At 62.7% G+C, this 22,027-nt stretch carries 20 protein-coding genes; 15 read left to right on the top strand and 5 right to left on the bottom strand.

Translation table 11 applies throughout. The features are described from left to right. Positions 1–138: 138 nt before the first annotated feature. The 5 genes from oscA to B3397_RS02170 all read left to right on the top strand — a co-directional run bounded on the left by oscA (position 139) and on the right by B3397_RS02170 (position 4,222). Complete coding sequence (oscA, locus tag B3397_RS02190) at positions 139–321, top strand: sulfur starvation response protein OscA (RefSeq protein ID WP_007941032.1); 183 nt, start codon at positions 139–141, stop codon at positions 319–321. Between the two features lie 58 nt (positions 322–379). Beyond that, positions 380–1,390, top strand: a complete 1,011-nt coding sequence (locus B3397_RS02185) for a sulfate ABC transporter substrate-binding protein (RefSeq protein ID WP_296246829.1) — start codon at positions 380–382, stop codon at positions 1,388–1,390. Between the two features lie 139 nt (positions 1,391–1,529). Beyond that, positions 1,530–2,348, top strand: a complete 819-nt coding sequence (gene cysT, locus B3397_RS02180) for a sulfate ABC transporter permease subunit CysT (RefSeq protein WP_296246828.1) — start codon at positions 1,530–1,532, stop codon at positions 2,346–2,348. 14 nt (positions 2,349–2,362) lie between these two features. Next, the gene (gene cysW / locus B3397_RS02175) at positions 2,363–3,229 is read left to right on the top strand and encodes a sulfate ABC transporter permease subunit CysW (protein ID WP_296246827.1); all 867 of its coding nucleotides are present in this window, start codon (positions 2,363–2,365) and stop codon (positions 3,227–3,229) included. A gap of 3 nt (positions 3,230–3,232) precedes the next feature. Continuing rightward, the gene (locus tag B3397_RS02170; RefSeq protein ID WP_296246825.1) at positions 3,233–4,222 is read left to right on the top strand and encodes a sulfate/molybdate ABC transporter ATP-binding protein; all 990 of its coding nucleotides are present in this window, start codon (positions 3,233–3,235) and stop codon (positions 4,220–4,222) included. A 258-nt stretch (positions 4,223–4,480) separates the two neighbouring features. Here B3397_RS02170 and B3397_RS02165 read toward each other — a convergent pair whose 3' ends face one another. Next, positions 4,481–5,005: a DUF962 domain-containing protein gene (locus tag B3397_RS02165; RefSeq protein WP_296246824.1), complete on the bottom strand. Its 525-nt coding sequence runs from the start codon at positions 5,003–5,005 to the stop codon at positions 4,481–4,483. Positions 5,006–5,258: 253 nt separating this feature from the next. On the opposite strand from B3397_RS02165, the gene B3397_RS02160 reads away from it, so the two are divergent. The 6 genes from B3397_RS02160 to B3397_RS02135 all read left to right on the top strand — a co-directional run bounded on the left by B3397_RS02160 (position 5,259) and on the right by B3397_RS02135 (position 13,218). Beyond that, positions 5,259–5,840: an alpha/beta hydrolase gene (locus B3397_RS02160; RefSeq protein ID WP_296246822.1), complete on the top strand. Its 582-nt coding sequence runs from the start codon at positions 5,259–5,261 to the stop codon at positions 5,838–5,840. A 58-nt stretch (positions 5,841–5,898) separates the two neighbouring features. Beyond that, positions 5,899–6,840, top strand: a complete 942-nt coding sequence (locus B3397_RS02155) for a sigma 54-interacting transcriptional regulator (RefSeq protein ID WP_296246820.1) — start codon at positions 5,899–5,901, stop codon at positions 6,838–6,840. Positions 6,841–6,942: 102 nt separating this feature from the next. Then, positions 6,943–7,725 carry a MetQ/NlpA family ABC transporter substrate-binding protein gene (locus B3397_RS02150; RefSeq protein WP_296246818.1) on the top strand — a complete coding sequence of 261 codons (783 nt, stop codon included), beginning with the start codon at positions 6,943–6,945 and terminating at the stop codon, positions 7,723–7,725. 236 nt (positions 7,726–7,961) lie between these two features. After that, positions 7,962–9,041 (top strand): efflux RND transporter periplasmic adaptor subunit, encoded by a 1,080-nt coding sequence (locus tag B3397_RS02145; protein WP_296246816.1) that lies wholly within the window; start codon positions 7,962–7,964, stop codon positions 9,039–9,041. Between the two features lie 68 nt (positions 9,042–9,109). Next, a complete protein-coding gene (locus B3397_RS02140) occupies positions 9,110–10,168 on the top strand; it encodes an efflux RND transporter periplasmic adaptor subunit (RefSeq protein WP_296246957.1) in 1,059 nt (352 codons plus the stop codon). After that, positions 10,168–13,218, top strand: coding sequence for an efflux RND transporter permease subunit (locus B3397_RS02135; protein WP_296246815.1), 3,051 nt, complete (start codon positions 10,168–10,170; stop codon positions 13,216–13,218). Before B3397_RS02140 ends, B3397_RS02135 begins: the two co-directional genes overlap by 1 nt. Before the next feature lie 44 nt (positions 13,219–13,262). Here the strand turns inward: B3397_RS02135 and B3397_RS02130 are convergent, their stop codons facing one another. After that, positions 13,263–13,886: a class I SAM-dependent methyltransferase gene (locus tag B3397_RS02130; RefSeq protein WP_296246814.1), complete on the bottom strand. Its 624-nt coding sequence runs from the start codon at positions 13,884–13,886 to the stop codon at positions 13,263–13,265. A gap of 105 nt (positions 13,887–13,991) precedes the next feature. Beyond that, positions 13,992–14,666, bottom strand: coding sequence for a ribose-5-phosphate isomerase RpiA (rpiA, locus tag B3397_RS02125; protein ID WP_296246813.1), 675 nt, complete (start codon positions 14,664–14,666; stop codon positions 13,992–13,994). 137 nt (positions 14,667–14,803) lie between these two features. Here rpiA and ilvA point away from each other — a divergent pair, with 137 nt between their 5' ends. Both ilvA and B3397_RS02115 read left to right on the top strand, forming a co-directional pair. Then, the gene (gene ilvA / locus B3397_RS02120; protein WP_296246812.1) at positions 14,804–16,318 is read left to right on the top strand and encodes a threonine ammonia-lyase, biosynthetic; all 1,515 of its coding nucleotides are present in this window, start codon (positions 14,804–14,806) and stop codon (positions 16,316–16,318) included. A 364-nt stretch (positions 16,319–16,682) separates the two neighbouring features. After that, complete coding sequence (locus B3397_RS02115) at positions 16,683–17,129, top strand: DUF2269 family protein (protein WP_296246811.1); 447 nt, start codon at positions 16,683–16,685, stop codon at positions 17,127–17,129. Between the two features lie 103 nt (positions 17,130–17,232). On the opposite strand, the gene B3397_RS02110 is transcribed toward B3397_RS02115, so the two are convergent. Further along, complete coding sequence (locus B3397_RS02110; RefSeq protein WP_296246808.1) at positions 17,233–17,889, bottom strand: HAD family hydrolase; 657 nt, start codon at positions 17,887–17,889, stop codon at positions 17,233–17,235. Positions 17,890–18,029: 140 nt separating this feature from the next. Here B3397_RS02110 and B3397_RS02105 point away from each other — a divergent pair, with 140 nt between their 5' ends. Both B3397_RS02105 and ptsP read left to right on the top strand, forming a co-directional pair. Then, entirely contained in the window at positions 18,030–18,509 is a 480-nt protein-coding gene (locus B3397_RS02105; protein ID WP_043191776.1) for an RNA pyrophosphohydrolase, read from the top strand. A 22-nt stretch (positions 18,510–18,531) separates the two neighbouring features. After that, positions 18,532–20,811, top strand: a complete 2,280-nt coding sequence (ptsP, locus tag B3397_RS02100; RefSeq protein ID WP_296246806.1) for a phosphoenolpyruvate--protein phosphotransferase — start codon at positions 18,532–18,534, stop codon at positions 20,809–20,811. A 77-nt stretch (positions 20,812–20,888) separates the two neighbouring features. Here the strand turns inward: ptsP and B3397_RS02095 are convergent, their stop codons facing one another. After that, entirely contained in the window at positions 20,889–21,815 is a 927-nt protein-coding gene (locus B3397_RS02095) for a 2-hydroxyacid dehydrogenase (RefSeq protein WP_296246804.1), read from the bottom strand. Positions 21,816–22,027: the final 212 nt, after the last annotated feature.

Genomic DNA, 22,027 nt, shown 5'->3' with positions numbered 1-22,027 from the left:
GGGGGGGGAGGGGGGGGGTGAAATGGGATAACGCTTTCTGGTTATATGAAAATTCTTAAACAGTATTTTTAAGAATAACTGCACCCCTCTAATATCGCGCTCAAGCCACCACGGCACCCCTCATCAAGGAGCACGATCATGAGCGCATCCCTGCGTAGCGTCGACGGACAGGACGAAGCCACCATTCTGCGGGAAATTCAGAGTGCGTTGCGCGACCTGCGTTTCGGCGCCGTGGAAATCACCGTGCACAACGCGCAGGTGGTACAGATCGAACGCAAAGAGAAATTCCGTTTGCAGAACCCGGGCAACAAGCCCAGCTGACAGCGCGCCTGCGCACCAGTCATAAGAAACTATAAAGCCGACCCCAGGAGCTTCGTCCATGTCTATCCGCCGTTATGCCTTGGCAGCCCTCGCCAGCGCCGTGTTTGCTGGCTCCGCAGTCGCCAAGGACTATGAGCTGCTCAACGTGTCGTACGATCCGACACGCGAGCTGTACCAGGAATACAACGCCGAGTTCGTGAATTTCTGGAAGAAAGACCACGCTGGCGACAACGTTTCCATCAAGCAGTCCCACGGTGGTTCGGGCAAGCAGGGGCGTTCGGTGATCGACGGCCTGCCGGCCGACGTGGTGACCCTGGCACTGGCCGGTGACATCGACGAGATCGCCAAGCTGGGCAAGAGCCTTCCGGAAAACTGGCAGACCCGCCTGCCGGAGGCCAGCACGCCGTACACCTCCACCATCGTGTTCCTGGTGCGCAAGGGTAATCCCAAGGGCATCAAGGACTGGGGTGACCTGATCAAGAACGACGTGTCGGTGATCACGCCGAACCCGAAAACCTCTGGCGGCGCCCGCTGGAACTTCCTGGCGGCCTGGGCCTATGGTCTGAAGGCTGGCGGTGGCGATGAGGCCAAGGCCAAGGAGTACGTGCAGACCTTGTTCAAGCACGTGCCAATCCTGGATACCGGTGCGCGTGGCTCGACCATCACCTTCGTCAACAATGGCCAGGGCGATGTACTGCTGGCTTGGGAAAACGAGGCGTTCCTGGCGTTGAAAGAAGACGGCGGTGCCGACAAGTTCGACATCGTGGTGCCTTCGCTGTCGATTCTGGCAGAGCCGCCGGTGGCGGTCGTGGACAAGAACGCGAAGAAGAAGGGCAACGAGGAAATTGCCGAGGCGTACCTCAAGCACCTGTACAGCCCGGCAGGTCAGGAAATTGCCGCGAAGAACTTCTACCGTCCGCGTGACAAGGCTGTGGCAGCCAAGTATGCCAAGCAGTTTCCGGCTCTGAACCTGGTCACTATCGACAAGGACTTCGGCGGATGGAAAACTGCGCAGCCGAAATTCTTCAACGATGGCGGCGTGTTCGACCAGATCTATCAGGCGCAGTAAGCAACAGACATGCGTTGAGGCCGCTGGCCCCATCGCGGGTAGAGCCCGCTTCCACAGGAACCGCGTGAATCCTTGTGGGAGCGGGCTCTGCCCGCGATGGGGCCTTCACGCGTAAACCCGGACCACACCAAGGACTTCTATGTCGCGTCGTATCTCCCCCGTCATACCCGGCTTCGGGCTGACGCTGGGCTACACCGTCGTGTACCTCAGCCTGATTGTGCTGATTCCCCTGGCCGCCATGTTCGTACATGCCGCCCAGCTGACCTGGGACCAGTTCTGGACCATCGTCACCGCACCCCGTGTGCTCGCCGCGCTGAAGTTGAGCTTCGGCACTGCCCTGTGCGCTGCGATCATCAACGGCATCATCGGTACCCTGCTGGCCTGGGTGCTGGTGCGTTACACCTTCCCCGGGCGCAAGATCATCGATGCCATGATCGACCTGCCGTTTGCGCTGCCCACCGCAGTCGCCGGTATTGCCCTGACCGCCCTGTACGCCCCCAATGGCCTGGTCGGACAATTCGCGACCGACCTGGGCTTCAAGATCGCCTACACCCCGCTGGGCATTACCCTGGCGCTGACCTTCGTGACGTTGCCCTTCGTGGTGCGCACGGTGCAACCGGTACTGGCCGATATTCCCCGTGAAGTCGAGGAGGCCGCCGCCTGCCTGGGTGCCAAGCCGTTGCAGGTGTTCCGCCATGTGCTGGCGCCGGCCTTGCTGCCCGCCTGGCTGACCGGCTTCGCCCTGGCTTTTGCCCGCGGGGTGGGTGAGTACGGTTCGGTGATTTTCATCGCGGGCAACATGCCGATGAAGACCGAGATCCTGCCGCTGCTGATCATGGTCAAGCTGGACCAGTACGACTATGTCGGCGCAACCGCCATCGGCGTGATGATGCTGGTGGTTTCCTTCATTCTGCTGCTGCTGATCAACCTGCTGCAGCGGCGCATCGAAACCCCTTGAAGGAGGCTACCTAAATGTCTGCATCTTCCATTGCTGCCTCCACCAACGCCGCCCGTCGTGGCAGTGCCACCTCGCGGCGCATCCTGATCGGCCTGGGCTGGCTGGTGTTTGCCCTGTTCCTGCTGCTCCCGCTGTTCATCGTGGTGTCCCAGGGCCTGAAGCAGGGCGTCGGCGCATTCTTCACCGCCATCTTCGAACCCGATGCCTTGTCGGCACTGAAGTTGACGGTCATCGCCGTGCTCATCTCGGTGCCGCTGAATCTGGTGTTCGGCGTCAGCGCCGCGTGGTGCGTGAGCAAGTATTCGTTCCGCGGCAAGAGCATCCTGGTGACGTTGATCGACCTGCCGTTCTCGGTGTCGCCGGTGATCGCCGGTCTGGTCTACGTGCTGATGTTCGGCGCTCAGGGGCTGTTCGGGCCCTGGCTGCAGGACCACGACATCCAGATTGTCTTCGCGCTGCCAGGCATTGTGCTGGCGACGATCTTCGTCACCGTGCCGTTCGTGGCCCGCGAGTTGATTCCGTTGATGCAGGAGCAAGGTACCCAGGAGGAAGAGGCTGCACGCCTGTTGGGCGCCAATGGCTGGCAGATGTTCTGGCACGTCACGGTGCCGAACATCAAGTGGGGGCTGATCTACGGCGTGGTGCTGTGTACCGCGCGGGCCATGGGTGAGTTCGGCGCAGTGTCGGTAGTGTCCGGGCATATCCGCGGCGTGACCAACACCTTGCCGCTGCACGTGGAAATCCTCTACAACGAATACAACCACGTCGCCGCGTTCGCTGTCGCGAGCCTGCTGCTGATCCTGGCGCTCTTCATCCTGCTGCTCAAGCAGTGGAGCGAGTCCCGTATTAACCGCCTGCGCAACAGCGCCGCGGAGGAATGATCAATGTCCATCGAAGTTCGTAATGTCAGCAAGCGCTTCAACGCCTTCCAAGCCCTGAACGCCATCAATCTGGACATCCAGAGCGGCGAGCTGGTGGCGCTGCTCGGCCCGTCCGGGTGCGGCAAGACTACCCTGCTGCGCATCATTGCCGGCCTGGAAACCCCGGATGACGGCAGCATCGTGTTCCACGGCGAGGACGTGTCCGGCCACGACGTGCGGGATCGCAACGTTGGGTTCGTGTTTCAGCACTACGCGTTGTTCCGGCACATGACGGTGTTCGACAACGTCGCCTTCGGCCTGCGCATGAAGCCCAAGGGCGAGCGGCCCAGCGAGAGCAAGATCGCCGAGAAGGTCCACGAGTTGCTGAACATGGTGCAGCTCGATTGGCTCAACGACCGCTATCCCGAGCAACTGTCCGGTGGTCAGCGCCAGCGTATTGCCCTGGCCCGCGCCCTGGCGGTGGAGCCCAAGGTGCTGCTGCTCGACGAACCGTTCGGTGCGCTCGATGCCAAGGTGCGCAAGGAGCTGCGCCGCTGGCTGGCGCGCTTGCACGAAGATATCAACCTGACTTCGGTGTTCGTGACCCACGACCAGGAAGAGGCCATGGAAGTGGCTGACCGCATCGTGGTGATGAACAAGGGCGTGATCGAACAGATCGGCTCACCGGGTGAGGTGTACGAGAATCCGGCCAGCGATTTCGTCTATCACTTCCTGGGTGATTCGAACCGGCTGCAGGTGGGCGGCGAGGAGCATGTGCTGTTCCGCCCGCACGAAGTGTCGCTGTCGCGTCATGAACTGGAAGACCACCATGCCGCCGAAGTTCGCGACATCCGCCCGTTGGGCGCAACGACGCGGGTGACGCTGAAGGTGGAAGGGCAGAGTGATCTGATCGAGGCCGAGGTGGTCAAGGATCACGACAGCCTGACGGGGCTGGCGCGGGGGGAGACGTTGTTCTTCAAGCCGAAGGTGTGGCAGAAGGTGGCCAATATCTAGGGTGTTGTTGAGGGCCTCTTCGCGGCTTTTACGCCGCTCCTACGGGGGGTGTTGCGGGGTAGGGTGATCTGGGTGCGATGGTGTTTTTGCGGGTGTCTTCGCGGCTTTTACGCCGCTCCTACCGGGGGGGGCGGGGTAGGGTGGACCTGGGTGCGATGGTGTTCTTGCGGGTGTCTTCGCGGCTTTTACGCCGCTCCTACAGGGGGGGGTGTGGGGTCGGGGTATTTTGTAGGAGCGGCGTGAAGCCGCGAAGGGGGCCTAGTGGGCGACGGATTGCCCACGGGGCCTCACCGGCCCTGCTGTTGCCTCGATCTGGCGTTTCAAGCCTTTGCCCATTCCCAGCACGAACCCCATCTCCGCCACCACGAACAGCGGCCCGATGATCAACCCGCTGAGGTCATCGACGAAGGCCGGCTTGCGTCCTTCGTAATAATGCCCCACGAACTGAATCACCCAGCCCGCCACGAACATCCCCACGCCCCACCCGAGCCACGTCAGGGTGCTGTGTATCGCCAGCGCCTGGCCGGCCCACAGGCACAGCCCCAGCAACACCGCCATCAGACCACCCAGTGCTCGATCCAGGCGCAGGTAGAACACGGCTGCGCCCAACGCAACCAGCAGGGCCGGGCTTATCCACAGGCCGGCAATCTCCGCACCCGGGCGCGACAGCAGTATCGCCACGGCCAGCACGATCAACGGTATGCCGACGAAATGCGTAGCGATGTTGCGAGGATCACGGTGATAGGCCGCGTACTGGCTCAGGTGGTCGACAAGGGTCTTCATGGTCTGTCTCCAGAGACGGGAGGTGCAGGCGTTGCAAGCTTCACAAGGCCCGGAGTTCACATGTAGCAGGTGTGCAGCCGTGGTCAATGCACGCAGCATCTTTGTGCGCATCTATGGCCGGACAGGCGCTTGGCGCAGGTAGAAACGCATCTAGCACTTTAGTTATTAATAAATAGCTTCTTATTCCTTAACGAATATATACCCCGCCCTTATACTGGCCTCCGAACGCAACATTCGCAGGAGGGCGCACACCATGCGCAACGAATCGATCCGCTATCTGATCGTGCCAGGCTGGCAGGGCTCGTCCGAAGACCACTGGCAGAGCCATTGGCAAAACAGCCTGCCCAACAGCGCGCGGGTCGAACAGGCCGACTGGTTGACGCCTCGGCGTGAGGACTGGGTGGCAGCCCTGGACAGGGCTGTCAATGCCAGCGCCGATCCGGTCATCCTGATCGCCCATAGCCTGGGTTGCATCACGGTTGTGCATTGGGCTGCCCATGCCCCGCTGGTGTCGTTGCGCAAGGTGCGTGGCGCGCTGCTGGTAGCCCCGGCGGATGTCGAGCGGCCGGCGTGCGCGCCGGCGCTGCGCAACTTTGCCCCGATCCCCAAGCATTTACTGCCTTTCCCCAGTCAGGTGGTGGGCTCGGACAACGACCCGGCCGCCAGTGCTCCGCGCGCCCTGCAACTGGCGCGTGACTGGGGTGCCGAGGCGGGCATCCTGGCGGGTGCCGGGCATATCAACGTCAAATCCGGACATCAGCGCTGGGAGCAAGGGTTCGCCTACCTCTACCGTCTGCAAAGCCGGATGGACCAGCACACCCTGCGACGCGCCTGAACACACGATCACCTGAGTACGCCGAGCCCTGCAACCAGGGCCGGTGGGAGCTTTGCCCATGACTGCCCAGCAAGACACCTTTGGCCAGCCGCTGCTGACCTTTCCGGATTCCGACAAAAGCCCCCTGAGCATTCGTGCCAAGGCATTGGTATTCGTCGATCCGCGTTCGCGCCAGTTGCGTGAAGACCTCGAACGCCTGGCACCCAAGGCCCTGCCGGTATTGATCCATGGGGAAAGCGGCACCGGCAAGGAATTGCTGGCCCGGCAGATCCACCGGGCCAGTGACCGCGCGGGTCTGTTCGTTTCGGTCAATTGCGGTGCCATCAGCCCCACCTATGCCGATGCCGAGCTGTTCGGCTACAGCGCAGGCGCCTACAGCGGCTCGGCCAGCAGCCGGGCTGGCTGGTTTGGCTCGGCCAACGGCGGCACCTTGTACCTGGACGAGATTGGCGACCTGCCGCTGGCCATCCAGGTGAAACTGTTGTCGGCGCTGGAGAATCATGAGGTGACCCGCGTCGGGGCTGCCCATCCCAACCCCGTGGACGTGCGTTTGGTGGCGGCGTCGAGCATCGACCTGGGCCAGGCGGTGGAGGCGGGTAAATTCAACCAGCGGTTGTTTCGTTATCTGAATGAAGGGCATCTGTTGCTGCCGCCCCTGCGTGATCGGGTCGGCGATATCCTGTCGCTGGCCGAGTACTTCCTGGGGATCTACAGCCAGCGCCTGAGCCTGGACGTGCCGCTGATCAGCGACGCCGCGCAACAGGTGTTGGAGCGCCATAGCTGGCCCGGCAATACGCGGGAGCTGGAAAACGTCATCCATTTCGCCCTGCTGGTCAGCAGTGGTGATGAAATCCTGCCGGAGCATTTGAATCTACCCGGCGTGCAAGACCCGCTTCAGCAGTTGGCTGGACAGATCGACCGGCTGCTGCAAAGCGGCGAGTCGGTGGCGCTGCGGGCGCTGTTGAATCGCGGTTTGGAGCAACTGAACGAAAAGGCATAAGCAACAAACTAAAAGGTATTTGTGGGAATATTAATTCCGGGTATCTTCCGCCTCAAGCTGGCCGCTTGCTATCGCCGGCACCTTCCAACAATAGGACTTCGCATGAAAAAGGCTTTGTTGTTCACCGCTCTGGCGGCCTCCCTGTCTTTCGGCCTGGCCAACGCCGCCGAGAAGCTCACCGTTGCAGCCACACCGATCCCGCATGCCGAGATCCTCGAGCTGATCAAGCCGACCCTGGCCAAGGAAGGCGTGGACCTGGACATCAAGGTGTTCACCGACTACGTGCAGCCAAACGTGCAGGTCAACGAGAAGCGTCTGGACGCCAACTATTTCCAGACCCTGCCGTACCTGGAAAGCTTCAACAAGGGCAAGGGCACTAACCTTGTGACCGTGATCGGCGTACACGTCGAACCTTTCGGTGGCTACTCCAAGAAGGTCAAGAAGCTGGACGAACTGAAGGATGGCGCGACCGTGGCCATTCCCAACGAAGGCAGCAACAGTGGTCGTGCGCTGATCCTGCTGCAGAAAGCCGGCCTGATCACGCTGAAAGACCCAAGCAACGCCTTGGCCACGCCTAAGGACATCGCCACCAACCCCAAGAACCTGAAGTTCAAGGAGCTGGAATCGGCGATGCTGCCGCGTGTACTGGATCAGGTCGACCTGGACATGATCAACACCAACTACGCGCTGGAAGCGGGTTTGAACCCGGCCAAGGATGCGCTGGTGATCGAAGGTGCCGATTCGCCATACGTGAACTTCCTGGTGGCACGCCCGGATAACAAGGACAGCGACGCCATCCAGAAGCTGGCCAAGGCGCTGACCAGCCCTGAAGTGAAGGCCTTCATCGAGAAGAAGTACAGCGGCGCGGTACTGCCTGCGTTCTGATTCGAGTGGGATGCGGTTGATCGAGGAAACGCCGATGGCTTGGACAGCATCGGCGTTTTGCGTTGTAGGGGCGGGCCCCTTCGCGGCTGCACGCCGCTCCTACAGGGTGATATGCGAGCGCTTTCGCGGCGTGCAGCCGCGAAGAGGCCAGTACTGACACAACCGAGAAAGGAACCCTGAACTACGCTCACAGTCGCATACTCACCAAGCATTACAGCGCACGCAAAGGAGCCTGCATGGCTGGTCCTCGTTGGAAGGTTACAGGTGTTGCCCTTTTGTTGTTGGCACTGGTCGGCTGTGGTGAAGACAAGCCCGTGGAGCCGCTGCATCCGCGCGTACGCGTGGAGAATGTGCAGACCACCGATTTCGCCGCTGCCGTCAGCCTTACCGGCGACGTGCAGGCCCGGGTGCAGACGCAGCTGTCGTTTCGCGTCGGCGGCAAGATCATTCAGCGCCTGGCGGATGTCGGCGATCGGGTCAGCGCCAAGCAGGTGCTCGCCCGCCTGGACCCCAAAGACCTGCAGACCAACGTCGATTCGGCCCGCGCGGCCGTGTCCGCCGAACAGGCCCGGGTCAGCCAGACCAGCGCCGCGTTCGTTCGCCAGCAGAAACTCCTGCCCAAGGGCTACACCAGCCGCAGTGAATACGACTCGGCCCAGGCGGCGTTGCGCAGCGCGCAGAGCTCCCTGGCCGCAGCCCAGGCGCAGTTGGCCAACGCCCAGGAGCAGTTGAGCTACACGGACCTCGTGGCCGACGCGCCCGGTGTGATCACCGCGCGTCAGGCGGAAGTGGCTCAAGTGGTCCAAGCCACCGTGCCGATCTTCGGACTGGCTCGGGATGGCGATCGCGACGCCGTGTTCAACGTCTACGAATCGCTGTTCGCCCAGCCCGGCAATCAGCAACCCATTTCCGTCAATCTGCTGGACAACCCCGCCATCAAGACCACCGGCGTGTTGCGCGAGGTCACCCCGGCGGTGTCCGCGCAGACCGGCACCCTGCAGGTGAAAATCGCCCTGCAAAGCCTGCCCAAGGGCATGGACCTGGGCTCGGTGGTCAGTGCCTCGCTCAGCGGCCCGGGCAAGGCCAGCGTCGAACTGCCGTGGTCGGCGCTCACCAAGGACATCAGCGAACCGGCGGTGTGGGTGGTGGGCGACGACGGTAAGGTCAACCTGCGCAAGGTCGGCGTAGCCCGCTACCTGACAGGCAAGGTCGTGATCGGCAACGGCTTGAACCAGGGCGACAAGGTGGTGGTTGCCGGCGGACAGTTGCTGCACCCGGACATGCAAGTCGAAATCGCCCAGGAGCTCACCCAATGACCCCTGTAGCAGCGGCGTCAGCCGCGTCCGGCCGTCATGCGTTGTCCTTGAAGAAACCTCATCGCCTGTTGACGCGGCTTACGCCGCTGCTACTGGTGTTGGCGGGGTGCTCGAAGGAGGCGCCGGCGCCGGAGCCAGTGCGGCCGGTGCTGTGGGTCGAAGTCACGGGCCTGAACCAGGAAAGCCTGGGCCGTTTCGCCGGCAACATTCAGGCGCGCTATGAAAGCACCCTGGGTTTCCGAGTGCCGGGCCGTATTGCCCGGCGTGCCGTGGATGTCGGCAGTGAAGTACAGAAAGACCAACTGCTGGCCACCCTGGATCCCACCGACCAGCAGAACCAGCTGCGCTCCAATCAAGGTGACCTGGCCCGCGTACAAGCGCAGTTCATCAATGCCCAGGCCAATGCCCGACGCCAGCAGGAACTGTTCGACCGGGGTGTCGGCGCCCAGGCGGGCCTGGACATCGCCCAGACCGATTTGAAAACCGCCCAGGCGTCCCTGGATCAAGCCAAGGCGGCGGTCAGCCAGGCCCAGGATCAGCTCGGCTACAGCGAGCTTCGCGCCGATCACGCTGCCGTGGTCAACGAATGGAAAGTCGAAGCCGGCCAGGTAGTCACGGCGGGGCAGGAAGTGGTGGTGCTGGCGCGCCCGGATGTGAAGGAAGCGGTGATCGACCTGCCTGCCGCCTTGGCCGAAAGCCTGCCGGCCGGGGTGCAATTCCAGGTTCAGTCACAGCTGGACCCCACCATCGCGACCACCGGCAGCCTGCGCGAATTGGAGCCTCAGCCCGACAGCGCCACCCGGACCCGCCGCGCCCGCCTGACCCTGGCCCAAACGCCACCGGGCCTGCGGCTGGGCACCGCCATCAGCGTCACCCTCAGCTCGCGTATCGAACAGCGTCTGGAATTGCCGGCCACTGCCATTCAGGAGGTCGACGGCAAGTCACGCATCTGGCTGATCGACAGCCAGGCGCAAACCGTCAATCCCCGTGACGTCACCGTGCTTAGCCGCAGCAACGACACGGTAGTGCTCAGCAGCGGCGTGCAGGTGGGCGAGCGTGTGGTGCGTGCCGGTGTGAACAGCCTGAAACCTGGGCAGAAAATCAAACTGGACGAGGCGAGCCGGTGATGAAGGGAAGTTTCAACCTGTCGGACTGGGCGCTCAAGCATCAGTCGTTCGTCTGGTACCTGATGTTCGTCGGCCTGCTGATGGGGGTGTTCTCCTACATGAACCTGGGCCGTGAAGAGGACCCGGCGTTCACCATCAAGACCATGGTCATTCAGACCCGCTGGCCTGGCGCGACCCAGGACGAAACCCTCAAGCAGGTCACCGACCGCATCGAGAAGAAGCTCGAAGAGTTGGACTCGCTGGACTACGTGAAGAGCTACACCCGGCCAGGCGAATCCACGGTCTTCGTGTACCTGCGCGATACCACCAGTGCCAAGGCCATCCCGGAAATCTGGTATCAGGTGCGCAAGAAGATCGACGACATCCGCGGCACCTTTCCCCAGGGCTTGCAGGGGCCGTCGTTCAACGATGAATTCGGTGACGTGTTCGGTTCGATCTACGCCTTTACCGGTGACGGCCTGAACATGCGTCAACTGCGCGACTATGTGGAACAGGTGCGCGCCGAGATCCGCCAGGTCGACAACCTGGGCAAGGTGCAGTTGGTGGGTCAGCAGGATGAAGTGATCTACCTGAATTTCTCCACCCGCAAGCTGGCCGCCTTGGGGCTGGACCAGCAACAGGTGGTCGGCGCCCTGCAAGCGCAGAACGCGGTGACCCCGGCGGGGGTGATCGAGGCCGGGCCGGAGCGCATCTCGGTGCGAACGTCCGGGCAGTTCAAGTCCGAAAAGGACCTGGAAACGGTCAACCTCAGGCTCAACGACCGCTTCTATCGGCTGGCCGATATCGCTGACATCGAGCGTGGCTATCGCGACCCTGCGGCGCCCATGTTCCGCTACAACGGCCAGCCTGCCATTGGCCTGGCCATTGCCATGAAGGACGGCGGCAACATTCAGGCCTTCGGTACCGCCTTGCACCAGCGCATGGATGAACTCACCGCGCAGCTGCCGGTGGGCGTGGGCGTGCATAAGGTGTCGGACCAGGCCGAGGTGGTGGAAAAGGCCGTCGGTGGGTTCACCAGTGCGCTGTTCGAGGCGGTGGTGATCGTGCTGATCGTCAGCTTCATCAGCCTGGGCGTGCGCGCCGGGTTGGTGGTGGCCTGTTCGATCCCGTTGGTGCTGGCCATGGTCTTCGTGTTCATGGAATACAGCGGCATCACCATGCAGCGGATCTCCCTGGGGGCGCTGATCATTGCCTTGGGTTTGCTGGTGGACGACGCGATGATCACCGTGGAAATGATGGTCACGCGCCTGGAGGCGGGCGATACCAAGGAGCAGGCGGCGACGTTCGCCTACCACTCCACGGCGTTCCCGATGCTCACCGGCACCCTGGTGACCGTGGCGGGCTTCGTGCCCATCGGCCTGAACGCCAGTTCGGCCGGCGAGTACACCTTCACCTTGTTCGCCGTGATCGCCGTGGCGATGCTGGTGTCCTGGGTGGTGGCGGTGTTGTTCGCGCCGGTGATTGGCGTGCACATTCTGAGCAAGAACGTGAAGCCCAAGTCCGAGGAGCCGGGGCGCATCGGGCGCTGGTTCAACGCCGGGCTGGTGGGCTGCATGCGCCACCGCTGGTTGACGATCATTGGCACCGTGCTGCTGTTCGCCGTGGCGCTGTTCTGCATGCGCTTCGTGCAAAACCAGTTCTTTCCGTCCTCTGATCGACCGGAAATTCTGGTGGACCTGAACCTGCCGCAAAACGCCTCGATCGATGAAACGCGCAAGGCGGTCGACCGTCTGGAGGCGACCTTGAAGGGCGATCCGGACATCGCGCGCTGGAGCACTTACATCGGCCAGGGCGCCCTGCGTTTCTACCTGCCGCTGGACCAGCAACTGGAAAACCCCTACTACGCTCAGCTGGTGATCGTCAGTACCGGCCTGGAGCAACGGGGTGCCCTGACCGAGCGGTTGAAGAAACGTCTGCGGGAAGATTTCGTGGGCATCGGCACCTATGTGCAGCCGCTGGAAATGGGCCCGCCAGTGGGTCGCCCGATCCAGTATCGAGTGAGCGGAAAGGACATCGATCAGGTGCGCAAACATGCCATCGAACTGGCCACCCTGCTGGATCAGAACGCTCACATCGGCGAGATGATCTACGACTGGAACGAGCCGGGCAAGGTGCTGCGCATCGACATCGCCCAGGACAAGGCGCGGCAATTGGGCCTGTCATCGGAGGACGTGGCCAACCTGATGAACAGCATCGTCAGCGGCGCCGCGGTGACTCAGGTCAACGACGATATCTATCTGGTCAATGTGGTCGGACGTGCCAACGATGCCGAGCGCGGTTCGCCGGAGACCCTTCAGAACCTGCAGATCGTCACCCCGAGCGGTACCTCGATTCCCCTGCTGGCGTTCGCCACCGTGCGCTACGAGCTCGAACAACCCTTGGTGTGGCGCCGTGATCGATTGCCGACCATTACCCTCAAGGCGGCGGTCAGCGACGACATTCAGCCGACTGACCTGGTCAAGCAGCTCAAGCCCGAGATCGACAAGTTCTCCGGGGGCTTGCCGGTGGGCTACAAGGTGGCGACCGGCGGCACCGTGGAGGAGAGCGGCAAGGCCCAGGGGCCGATCGCCCAGGTGGTGCCGTTGATGATATTCCTGATGGCCACCTTCCTGATGATCCAGTTGCACAGCGTGCAGAAGATGTTCCTGGTGGCCAGCGTGGCACCCCTGGGGATCATCGGCGTGGTCATCGCGCTGGTGCCGACCGGCACGCCCATGGGCTTCGTGGCGATTCTGGGGGTGCTGGCGCTGATCGGTATCATCATCCGCAACTCGGTGATTCTGGTGACCCAGATCGATGCCTACGAACGTGATGGCTACAAGCCGTGGGATGCGGTGGTGGAGGCGACCCAGCATCGCCGCCGGCCGATTCTGCTGACCGCGGCGGCGGCGAGCCTGGGCATGATTCCGATTGCCCGTGAAGTGTTCTGGGGGCCGATGGCCTACGCCATGATTGGCGGCATCATCGTGGCCACACTGCTGACGCTGTTGTTCTTGCCGGCGTTGTATGTGGCCTGGTATCGGATTCGGGAAGATGAGGGGGCGCGGTAGGGTTGGGGAGGTGGATGGGTTTGGATTGGTGGTGAATGGTCCCCTCACCGCCGCCAGACACTCGCCAACCAAGGCTGCTGCTCACGCGGCAACCCGGCAGGCCGGTAGTAATGCTCAAGCTCCACAAACCCCGCCTCGGTCATCAACCGGCGCCAATTGGCCAGATCGTGATACGCCCCATAGCGTGGACCTTGCCAACCCTCCTGGTTCTTCCCTCGCGGATTGGAGCTGAACAGCACGCCGCCCGCCTTCAACGTCGCATGCAGCTCGCGCAGCACCCGGGGCAGCTCCTGGCTGGGGACATGGAACAGCACGGCATTGGCAAACACCCCGTCGAAACGCTGTGGCGGTAACTGCAATGCCAAGAAGTTCTGACACCACACTTCACAGCCACTGTCGGCGCGGGCCATGTCGGCGAACGCGGGGGTGCCGTCCAGGCCGACGGCCACGTGCCCCAGGCGGGTGAAGGTCTGCAGGTCGCGCCCCGGCCCGCAGCCAAAATCCAGGATCTGCCACGGCGCAGTGCCCTGGATGTGGCGCAACAGGGCATTGATGTTCTGGCTCACGTCATGGTCGCGAGTGCCCTCGCGAAAATCTTCGGCGACCGATTGGTAGTGTCCGAGGGTGAGCGAGGCGATCTGCTCGAGATCCTGTGGCTTGAGGGGCATGGCGATGTTCCAGCATTGCGACGATGCCCCGCACTATACCTCAGCGCTCGTTCAACACCTGCGTAGGCGATCCGCGTCGGCTCCTCTCCCCAGGAGCCAGCGCCGTCAAGGTCTGCGCAGGGTTTTGACGCCGTCGTTGGTACCCAGCAGCAACAGATCTGCCGGCCGGCCCGCAAACAGGCCGTTGGTAACCACGCCGACGATGGCGTTGATCTGGGTTTCCAGCGCCACCGGATCGGTGATCTGCATGTTGTGCACATCGATGATGATGTTGCCGTTGTCGGTCAGCACGCCTTCGCGGTACACCGGGTCGCCACCGAGCTTCACCAGTTGGCGCGCGACATGGCTGCGGGCCATGGGGATGACTTCCACCGGTAGCGGGAAGTTGCCCAGCACCGGCACCAGCTTGCTGCCGTCGGCAATGCAGATGAACGTCTTGGCCACGGCCGCGACGATCTTCTCGCGGGTCAGGGCCGCGCCGCCGCCCTTGATCAGGTTCAGGTGCTCGTCGCTTTCGTCGGCGCCGTCGATGTAGAACTCCAGGTCGCTGACGCTGTTGAGCTCGTAGACCGCAATGCCGTGGCCCTTGAGGCGCGCAGCGGTGGCTTCGGAGCTGGCGACGGCGCCGTCGAACGCGCCCTTGTGCAAGGCCAGGGCGTCAATGAAGCAGTTGGCGGTGGAGCCGGTGCCCACGCCGACGATGCTCTTGTCGTCCAGCTTGGGCAGAATGAAATCCACGGCAGCCTGGGCGACGGCCTGTTTGAGTTGGTCCTGGGTCATGCGGGCTCCGGAGCGGCAGGTGGGGCTCTAGTGGTTGCGGCCCCGGCGGCGCGCATTATAGGGGCAAAACCTTGGTTTTGCTGTGGTTGTTGGCTTAGACTCGTCGGCCCGCCCAGCCACTGCCAGTGATGCCCGCCATGCTCGAACAGTACGTGAAAATGATCCTGACCTCGCGCGTCTATGACGTCGCGGTGGAAACCCCATTGCAGCCCGCCGGCCAGCTGTCCAAGCGTCTGGGCAACAAGGTGCTGCTCAAGCGCGAAGACTTGCAGCCGGTGTTTTCCTTCAAGATTCGTGGCGCGTACAACAAGCTGGCCCAGCTCTCGGCCCAGGAACTGGCGCGTGGCGTGGTCACCGCTTCGGCCGGCAACCATGCCCAGGGCCTGGCGCTGGCGGCCCGGGAGCTGGGTATCAAAGCCACCATCGTGATGCCCAAGACCACCCCCGAGATCAAGATCGAAGGCGTGCGCTCGCGTGGCGGCAAAGTCGTGCTGCACGGTGACTCGTTTCCCGAGGCCCTGGCGCATTCGCTGAAGCTGGTCGATGAAAAGGGCCTGGTCTATATCCATCCCTACGACGACCCCTACACCATTGCCGGGCAGGGCACCGTGGCGATGGAGATTCTGCGTCAGCATCCGGGCGACCTCGACGCGATCTTCGTTCCGGTGGGCGGCGGTGGCTTGATCGCGGGCATTGCGGCCTATGTGAAATACCTGCGCCCGGGCATCAAGGTGATCGGCGTCGAGCCGGACGATTCCAATTGCCTGCAACAGGCCATGGCTGCCGGTGAGCGCGTGGTGCTGCCACAGGTCGGACTGTTCGCCGACGGCGTGGCTGTGGCGCAGATCGGCAAGCACACCTTTGATATCTGCAAGGATCACGTGGACGAGGTGATCACCGTCAGCACCGACGAAATCTGTGCGGCCATCAAGGACATCTACGACGATACCCGGTCGATCACCGAACCTGCCGGGGCGCTGGGTGTGGCCGGGATCAAGAAATACGTCGAGGCCCGTGGCGTCTCCGGGCAGACGCTGGTGGCCATCGACTCCGGCGCCAACGTCAACTTCGATCGCCTGCGTCACGTGGCCGAGCGGGCCGAGTTGGGTGAAGGCCGTGAAGCCATCATCGCGGTGACCATTCCGGAGCGGCCGGGCAGCTTCAAGGCCTTCTGCGAAGCCATCGGCAAGCGTCAGATCACCGAGTTCAACTATCGCTACCACACCGGCGAAGAAGCACACATTTTCGTCGGCGTGCAAACCCATCCCGAAAACGATCCACGCGCGGCGTTGCTGGCGACCCTGCAATCCCATGGTTTCCCGGTGCTGGACTTGACCGACAACGAACTGGCCAAGTTGCACATCCGTCATATGGTGGGCGGGCATGCGGTGCGGGTGAGTGACGAGATGGTGCTGCGCTTCGAATTTCCCGAGCGGCCCGGGGCGCTTTTCAACTTCCTCAACAAGTTGGGCGGGCACTGGAATATCTCGATGTTCCACTATCGCAACCATGGCGCAGCGGATGGGCGCGTGGTGGCGGGCTTGCAGGTGCCGGAGGATGAGCGGCACCTGGTGGCTGGAGCCTTGGCGGATATCGGCTATCCGTTCTGGGATGAGACGGATAATCCGGCTTATCAACTGTTCTTGGGGTAGCTGCGGGGTCAGGGGTGGAGGTTGGGATCGGCGGTGCGGCCATCGCGGGTAGAACCCGCTCCCACAAGGGATTTGCGCTGCGCAAATCCGATGCTCGCCCTCTGTGGGAGCGGGTTCTACCCGCGATGGGGCCAGCCCTCCCACAAGGGATACCCGCTATGCAGCGCCAATGCCCCCCCTCTGTGGGAGCGGGTTCTACCCGCGATGGGGCCAGCCCTCCCACTAGAGATATCCGCTATGCAGCGCCAACGCCCCCCCCCTCTGTGGGAGCGGGTTCTACCCGCGATGGGGCCGGGCCTGCTGAACTCGTTGGCTGCTACGCTTGTCGATGATGCATCGTAACGGCCCACGGGGATAACGCGTCATGGAAAGCCTGACGGTTCTGAAGATATTGCACACAGTCGCCACCGTGGTACTGCTGGGCAGTGTGGTGGCGGTGATCTATCGCGCCTGGCGCAGTTGGCAAGGCGGCGACAGGCTGCCGTTCGCCAGCACCCTGCAGCGGCCCTGGGCCTATGCGTGGGTGGTGATGGCGCTGAGCCTGATCAGCTTCCCGGTGACCGGTTGGTGGCTGGTGCACAAGGTCGGCTGGCCCCTCGGACAGACCTGGATTCTGAGTGCGGCAGTGCTGTACGTGATCGGCGGCGGTGTGTGGTTGCTGTTGCTCAGCCGGGTCAATCGGTTGCGTCTGGCGCAGGGCATGGATGAGGCGGTGATCGCGGTCAAGCGCCGCAACGTGCTGATCATTGCTGGCGTGGCGCTGGTGGTGCTGGTGGCGATTGTCGGGTTGATGGTGACGAAGCCGGTTTAGGGTTTCTTGGGGGATTTGTGGTGGATGGTCCCCTCACCCCAGCCCTCTCCCTGGGGGAGAGGGAGCTAAGAGCAGGTGGTGCGAATTCGGGTGATCGGCGCCCTTACCCTCGCAACGAAATCTCTTTCCACCCTCGCCGCTTCGCTTCTTCCTGCAACCGCGGATCAGGGTCCACCACCACCGGGTTGGCCACCTGCTCCAGCAGCGGCAAATCATTCATCGAGTCGCTGTAGAAGTAGCTGTCCTGCAGATCGAAGCCGTTCTCTTCCAGCCAGCGGTTCAGGCGAGTCACCTTGCCTTCCTTGAAGCACGGCACATCGATGCTGCGGCCGGTGTAGCGCCCATCGACGATTTCCGCTTCGGTCGCCAGCAACGTTTCCACGCCCAGGCGCTCGGCGATCGGCCCGGTCACGAAGCGGTTGGTGGCCGTGATGATCACCAGTTTGTCGCCGGCATCGCGGTGCCATTGCAGCAGGGCGGCGGCTTTGGGCAGCATGATCGGCTCGATGCAGTCACGCATGAAGTCACGGTGCCATTCATCCAGCTGGGCCATGTCGGTGGCGGCCAGAATCTCCAGGCTGAAATTCAGATACTCATTGAGATCCAGCTTGCCCGCCAGGTAGTCCTGATAGAAATCGTCGTTGCGCGCCTTGTAGGCGTCGGCGTCGAGAATGCCGCGCTCGCAGAGATAGTCGCCCCAGGCGTGGTCGCTATCGCCGCCAAGCAGCGTGTTGTCGAGATCGAACAAGGCCAGGCGCATGAAATTACTCACGTAAAAAGTGGAAAAGGCCCACAGAATACGGACTTTTCACATGCGTGCACATAAGGTATGCGGCGTCGTTGCTGCTTTCACAGGCTTTGTGGAACAATGCGACGACATGCGTTTGCGAGGTTGCTGCCGTGATCGACCCGGATGGTTTTCGCCCTAACGTCGGCATCATTCTCACCAATGATGCCGGTCAGGTGCTTTGGGCTCGGCGTATCAATCAGGATGCCTGGCAGTTTCCCCAGGGGGGCATCAACCCCCAGGAAACACCGGAAGAGGCCTTGTACCGCGAGCTGAATGAAGAAGTCGGGCTGGAACGGCAAGATGTTGAAATACTTGCCTGCACCCGCGGCTGGTTGCGTTATCGTTTACCCCAACGTCTGGTACGTACCCACAGCCAACCGCTGTGCATCGGCCAGAAACAAAAGTGGTTTCTGCTGCGCCTGGTTTCCAACGAACAGCGCGTACGGATGGATTTGACCGGTAAACCGGAGTTCGATGGCTGGCGCTGGGTCAGTTATTGGTATCCGCTGGGCCAGGTGGTGACATTCAAGCGTGAGGTCTACCGCCGCGCGCTCAAAGAGCTTGCCCCGCGCCTTTTATCGCGCGACTGACGACGGAGTTCGACCCCGAGCCATGCTCAATACGCTGCGCAAGATCGTCCAGGAAGTTAACTCCGCCAAAGATCTCAAGTCGGCGTTGGGGATCATTGTGCAGCGCGTCAAGGAAGCCATGGGCAGCCAGGTCTGCTCCGTCTATCTGCTGGACCCTGAAACCAACCGTTTCGTACTGATGGCCACCGAGGGCCTGAACAAGCGCTCCATCGGCAAGGTCAGCATGGCCCCCAACGAAGGCCTGGTGGGCCTGGTGGGCACCCGGGAAGAACCGCTGAACCTGGAAAACGCTGCCGACCACCCCCGTTATCGCTACTTTGCCGAGACGGGCGAGGAACGTTTCGCGTCGTTCCTGGGCACGCCGATCATTCACCACCGGCGCGTGGTGGGGGTGTTGGTCATCCAGCAAAAGGAGCGGCGTCAGTTCGACGAGGGCGAAGAGGCCTTTCTGGTCACCATGAGCGCGCAATTGGCCGGGGTGATCGCCCATGCCGAGGCCACCGGCTCCATTCGTGGCATTGGTCGCCAAGGCAAGGGCATCCAGGAGGCGCGCTTCGTCGGCGTTCCAGGATCGCCCGGAGCGGCGGTCGGCACGGCCGTGGTGATGTTGCCGCCGGCCGATCTGGACGTGGTGCCGGACAAGAACGTCAGCGACATCGATGCCGAGCTGGCGCTGTTCCAGAACGCCTTGGAGGGCGTGCGCAACGACATGCGCACGCTGTCGGCCAAGCTCGCCACCCAGCTGCGGCCTGAAGAGCGCGCCCTGTTCGACGTCTACCTGATGATGCTCGACGACGCGTCGCTGGGCAGCGAAGTGACCAATGTGATCAAGACCGGCCAGTGGGCACAGGGCGCACTGCGCCATGTGGTCACCGAGCACGTCAATCGTTTCGAGCTGATGGACGACGCCTACCTGCGCGAGCGTGCGTCGGACGTCAAGGACCTGGGCCGGCGCCTGCTTGCCTATTTGCAGGAAGCCCGCCAGCAGACCCTGGTCTACCCCGACAACACCATCCTGATCAGCGAGGAGCTGTCCCCGGCCATGCTCGGTGAGGTGCCGGAGGGCAAGCTGGTGGGGCTGGTGTCGGTACTGGGTTCGGGCAACTCCCACGTGGCCATCCTGGCGCGCGCCATGGGCATCCCCACGGTGATGGGCCTGGTGGACCTGCCGTATTCCAAGGTCGACGGCATCAAGATGATCGTCGACGGCTACCACGGCGAGGTCTATACCAACCCCAGCGATATTCTCAGCAAGCAGTTCGCCGACGTGGTCGAGGAAGAGCGCCAACTGGCCCTGGGGCTGGATGCCTTGCGCGAACTGCCGTGCGTCACCCTCGATGGCCACCGCATGCCGCTCTGGGTGAATACCGGGCTGCTGGCGGACGTCGCCCGTGCCCAGCAGCGCGGCGCCGAGGGCGTGGGTCTGTACCGCACCGAAGTGCCGTTCATGATCAACCAGCGTTTCCCCAGTGAAAAGGAACAGCTGGCCATCTATCGCGAGCAGCTGGCGGCCTTCCATCCGCTGCCGGTAACCATGCGCAGCCTGGACATCGGCGGCGACAAGTCGCTGTCGTACTTCCCCATCAAGGAAGAGAACCCCTTCCTGGGCTGGCGCGGTATTCGCGTGACCCTGGACCACCCGGAAATCTTCCTGGTGCAGACCCGCGCCATGCTCAAGGCCAGCGAGGGGCTGAACAACCTGCGCATCCTGTTGCCGATGATCTCCGGCACCCATGAGCTGGAAGAGGCCCTGCATCTGATTCACCGGGCCTGGGGCGAAGTGCGCGACGAGGGCACCGACGTGCCGATGCCGCCGGTGGGGGTGATGATCGAAATCCCTGCGGCGGTGTACCTGACCAAGGAGCTCGCGCGCCAGGTGGACTTCCTGTCGGTGGGTTCCAACGACCTGACGCAGTACCTGCTGGCCGTTGACCGCAACAACCCGCGTGTCGCCGACCTGTACGACTATCTGCATCCGGCGGTGTTGCAGGCCTTGCAGCACGTGGTCACCGAGGCCCATGCCGAAGGCAAGCCCGTGAGCATCTGCGGCGAGATGGCCGGTGACCCGGCGGCGGCGGTGTTGTTGATGGCAATGGGTTTCGACAGCCTGTCGATGAACGCCACCAACCTGCCGAAAGTGAAGTGGATGTTGCGTCAGGTGAACCTGAGCAAGGCCAAGGAACTGCTGGCGCAGCTGAACAAGATCGACAACCCGCAGGTTATCCACAGTTCACTGCAGTTGGCGCTGAAGAATCTCGGGTTGTCGCGGATGATCAATCCGACTACGCCGAAGAAGCATTGATTGGGATGTGGGGCGCTTGGCGCCCTCTCCCCCAGGGAGAGGGCTGGGGTGAGGGGACCATCCACCGCCGATCCCAGCTAGTACCCCGCCCCGCGAGCCACCGCCCCCACCATGTCCTCTCCACGCTCATGCCGACGCACATTCCCCAGCAGCACCTCGAACGCCGTCCTTGGGTCGGTCATCGCGCCAACGTGAGGCGTTACCCAGATCTTCGGATGGCTCCAGAACGGATGGTCCTGGGTAGGGGGCTCCTCGTTCAGCACGTCGACGATCGCATGCCCGATCTGTCCTGAATCAACAGCCGCGAGCAGGTCCGCCTCCACCAGATGCCCACCGCGGCCCAGGTTGATCAGCTTGGCGCCCTTGGGCAGTGCCGCGAAGGTGTCGGCGTTCAAGATCCCCGTTGTTTCCGGTGTCAGCGGCAGCAGGCACAGCAGAATGTCGCACTGGCCCAGAAACTCGGGCAGTTGCTCGGCGCCGCCATAGCAGGTCACGCCTGGCAAATTCTTGAGGGTGCGGGACCAGCCGCTGAGGGCAAATCCGAACGGGCGCAGCACGTCCAGCGCGGTCAGGCCCAGATTGCCCAGCCCCATCACGCCGACCCGCCGCTTGGACGCCGCTGTCAGTGCATTGGTCTGCCACACATGGTTTTGCTGTTGTTGCAGATAATCCGGGATATCCCGATGCAGGCTCAGTACGGAGAAACCGACGTATTCAGCGATGCCTTGAGCGATGCCGGGGTCCAACATGCGGACCACGGCGATGTGCTGGGGAAGTTGCTCGAGATTGAATTGATCCACCCCGGCCGAGGTGGCGAACACCACTTCCAGATTAGGAAAGCGTTCGTGCAGGTCTGCCGGTGGCTGCCAGGCTGCGAAATAGCGAACCTGGGCGGGGTCGCCGATATCGGGCCAGAAACGTACGTCGATGTCCGGGGCATGCTCGGCGAACAGCGCCTTCCATACATGGGCGCGCTCATCGGCGACTTTGAACAACAGGGTCATGGCGGGAAATCTCGTACGCATTCGGATTGAGCGCTGAAGATGCCATAACGCCACGCAACATTCTCCCGAATAGCAGCCCCAAAACAAAACATGGTGCGCCCCCACCCCCCGTAGGAGCGGCGTCCAGCCGCGAAGGCGCCGGCCCCGCCAACACACCTCCCAGATCATGCGCCAGCCATGCCGGCCCCTTCGCGGCTGCACGCCGCTCCTAC

Origin of the sequence: Pseudomonas sp. UBA4194 (assembly GCF_002379585.1) — a bacterium.
In the GTDB taxonomy this organism is placed as follows: domain Bacteria; phylum Pseudomonadota; class Gammaproteobacteria; order Pseudomonadales; family Pseudomonadaceae; genus Aquipseudomonas.
The sequence above is the reverse complement of the archived record's forward strand: the minus strand, read 5'-3'. Positions and strand labels throughout refer to the sequence as shown.

Bases quoted from the DNA above. Each gene is read 5' to 3' on its own strand.
- oscA (WP_007941032.1), top strand. From the start codon at position 139: ATGAGCGCATCCCTGCGTAGCGTCGACGGACAGGACGAAGCCACCATT.
- B3397_RS02185 (WP_296246829.1), top strand. From the start codon at position 380: ATGTCTATCCGCCGTTATGCCTTGGCAGCCCTCGCCAGCGCCGTGTTT.
- cysT (WP_296246828.1), top strand. From the start codon at position 1,530: ATGTCGCGTCGTATCTCCCCCGTCATACCCGGCTTCGGGCTGACGCTG.
- cysW (WP_296246827.1), top strand. From the start codon at position 2,363: ATGTCTGCATCTTCCATTGCTGCCTCCACCAACGCCGCCCGTCGTGGC.
- B3397_RS02170 (WP_296246825.1), top strand. From the start codon at position 3,233: ATGTCCATCGAAGTTCGTAATGTCAGCAAGCGCTTCAACGCCTTCCAA.
- B3397_RS02165 (WP_296246824.1), bottom strand. From the start codon at position 5,005: ATGAAGACCCTTGTCGACCACCTGAGCCAGTACGCGGCCTATCACCGT.
- B3397_RS02160 (WP_296246822.1), top strand. From the start codon at position 5,259: ATGCGCAACGAATCGATCCGCTATCTGATCGTGCCAGGCTGGCAGGGC.
- B3397_RS02155 (WP_296246820.1), top strand. From the start codon at position 5,899: ATGACTGCCCAGCAAGACACCTTTGGCCAGCCGCTGCTGACCTTTCCG.
- B3397_RS02150 (WP_296246818.1), top strand. From the start codon at position 6,943: ATGAAAAAGGCTTTGTTGTTCACCGCTCTGGCGGCCTCCCTGTCTTTC.
- B3397_RS02145 (WP_296246816.1), top strand. From the start codon at position 7,962: ATGGCTGGTCCTCGTTGGAAGGTTACAGGTGTTGCCCTTTTGTTGTTG.
- B3397_RS02135 (WP_296246815.1), top strand. From the start codon at position 10,168: ATGAAGGGAAGTTTCAACCTGTCGGACTGGGCGCTCAAGCATCAGTCG.
- B3397_RS02130 (WP_296246814.1), bottom strand. From the start codon at position 13,886: ATGCCCCTCAAGCCACAGGATCTCGAGCAGATCGCCTCGCTCACCCTC.
- rpiA (WP_296246813.1), bottom strand. From the start codon at position 14,666: ATGACCCAGGACCAACTCAAACAGGCCGTCGCCCAGGCTGCCGTGGAT.
- ilvA (WP_296246812.1), top strand. From the start codon at position 14,804: ATGCTCGAACAGTACGTGAAAATGATCCTGACCTCGCGCGTCTATGAC.
- B3397_RS02115 (WP_296246811.1), top strand. From the start codon at position 16,683: ATGGAAAGCCTGACGGTTCTGAAGATATTGCACACAGTCGCCACCGTG.
- B3397_RS02110 (WP_296246808.1), bottom strand. From the start codon at position 17,889: ATGCGCCTGGCCTTGTTCGATCTCGACAACACGCTGCTTGGCGGCGAT.
- ptsP (WP_296246806.1), top strand. From the start codon at position 18,532: ATGCTCAATACGCTGCGCAAGATCGTCCAGGAAGTTAACTCCGCCAAA.
- B3397_RS02095 (WP_296246804.1), bottom strand. From the start codon at position 21,815: ATGACCCTGTTGTTCAAAGTCGCCGATGAGCGCGCCCATGTATGGAAG.